We start from the raw sequence: 256 nt of genomic DNA on the forward strand, positions 1-256 counted from the left end.
CCCTGGCGGCACTGGCCGCGTTCACGCACGTGTCGATCATGTTGGCGGGTTTTGCTTTCGGGCTGGCGGTGGCCGCTGTTGGAGAACCGCGGCGCCTGGCCCACCAGTTGTTCGCTGTCAGCGACGGATTCCTCGGCCCGGTCTTCTTTGTGTGGCTCGGGGCGTCGCTGGACCTGAGCGAGTTGGGGAGCCATCCGCAGATGATTGCCTTGGGCGTGTCTTTGGGCGTCGGGACTCTCCTGATCCACGGGGCCAT

1 protein-coding gene is annotated in these 256 nt (G+C 65.6%); it reads left to right on the forward strand.

Features of this window, described 5'->3' with window-relative positions; translation table 11 throughout:
- Positions 1–256, forward strand: a 256-nt coding sequence (locus tag SB847_RS21555; protein ID WP_410578721.1) for a cation:proton antiporter domain-containing protein, incomplete at both ends; no start/stop codon positions are given.

Source organism: Bacillus sp. SIMBA_026, assembly GCF_046535335.1.
Lineage (GTDB): Bacteria > Bacillota > Bacilli > Bacillales > Bacillaceae > Bacillus > Bacillus velezensis.